The 1,420-nt window shown below is 73.9% G+C and carries 1 protein-coding gene; it reads right to left on the bottom strand.

All coding sequences use genetic code 11. The annotated features are described in order from the left end of the window. On the bottom strand, window positions 1-1,406 hold a 1,406-nt coding region (locus D471_RS0103640; protein ID WP_275041336.1), incomplete at its 3' end, for a sigma factor-like helix-turn-helix DNA-binding protein. Window positions 1,407-1,420 lie beyond the last annotated feature (14 nt).

A 1,420-nucleotide genomic window follows, 5' to 3' on the forward strand; every position in this document is an offset into this window, starting at 1 on the left:
ATCCACCCGGGCCGGGGGTGCGCGAACGCGCTGCCCGCCGTCAGGCCGCGCACGGTGGTCTCGGTGACGTCGAAGCGCCGGGAGATCGTCTCGGCGAGTTCGCAGACACGCATCTCGCCCCCGGCGCGCTCCAGTTCGCGGCGTACCGTCCCCTCGACGCCCAGGTATTCCTCACCACCCCACACGCGCAGACCGAACACGCGCCGGTCCCGCCGGATGAGGCGGTAGTCGTTGTGCAGCCGGTCCCGGAAACCGCCCTCGCTGAACTCGCCGCCGATGTGTTCGACGAGCTCGTCGACGTGCATGGGGCGTCCCGTCGCGGACAGGACGGCGAACGCCTTCTCCTGCAGGTTGCGCACCCACCGCAGGACGTGGTCCGCCAGGACGCGGGTCTGCGGCTGTGCCTCGATCCAGGCGCGCGCGTGCTCGGGGCGCACGCCCGCCTCGTGCACGATGTCCAGGACCTCGTCGAGTGGTACCGCGGTCCGATCCGCCAACAGATCCGCGAGGCGGTTGGCCAGGGTGTCGGCGGCCTCGGTCACGACCCAGTCCCCCTCGACGCGGTGCTCCGGGAGCAGTGTGAGGACGACGCGTCCCATCGGGACGTCCAGTGCGGGCGGACGCAGGGCGTACTCGGGGCGCAGGGCCCAGAACGCGTCGAGCGGGGCCGCCGTGCCCAGCGCGGCGGACACCTCCGCCGCGTGGGTCGTCAGGGGCTGGCCGGAGGGGGACGCCAACCAGGACCTCAGGTTCTGGTCGACCTGCTTGTTGATCTGGCGGACCCGTTCCCTGCTCACCCCGAAGTCGCTGCTGATGGCCTCCAGGGTCTCGGGCGCGTCCGTGAAGATCCGGCGCGAGGCCAGGGCGCGTCGGCGTTCGTCGCCCGCCTCGAGCCACCCGTTGATCGCGTCGAGCAGGGTGGTGTCGTGGCTCCCGTCCGGGACCGGTTCCCCCGCGGCGGGGGCGGGGGCGTCGTCGGCGGGTCCGTCGGCCGCGACGACCGCCTCCGCCTCCGCGCCGTCCCCTGTCTCCGGGGCCTCGGCCGACGCGACCCCGGTGCCCGATCGATCGCCCTCCATACCGGTGTCCGCGACGGTCGTCACCGTCTCGTCACCGTCCCGGGGACCGTCGTCCCCAGTGCCCTCCCGCGGCAGCCGTGCCAGGACGGCCAGGAACGCCTCCCGGAGCGCCTTCCGAGCACCCTCCTCCCCCAGCTGTTCGGTCAGCCGCCACAGCGGATTGGCGAGCGCCCGGTGTTCGTCCGAGACGCCCTCGACCTCCGCTCCCGCGAGAACGGACGCGTACAGCGCGGGCATGACCTCGCCCGGGGCCCGCCCCTCCCAGCGGTCGAGCGCCAGCCGGGCCATTCCCGAGGCGAGGTGGTCGGCCCCGACGCGACCCAGCACGAGCGGCAGGGGGG

The sequence above is a fragment of the Nocardiopsis lucentensis DSM 44048 genome (genome assembly GCF_000341125.1).
Lineage (GTDB): Bacteria > Actinomycetota > Actinomycetes > Streptosporangiales > Streptosporangiaceae > Nocardiopsis > Nocardiopsis lucentensis.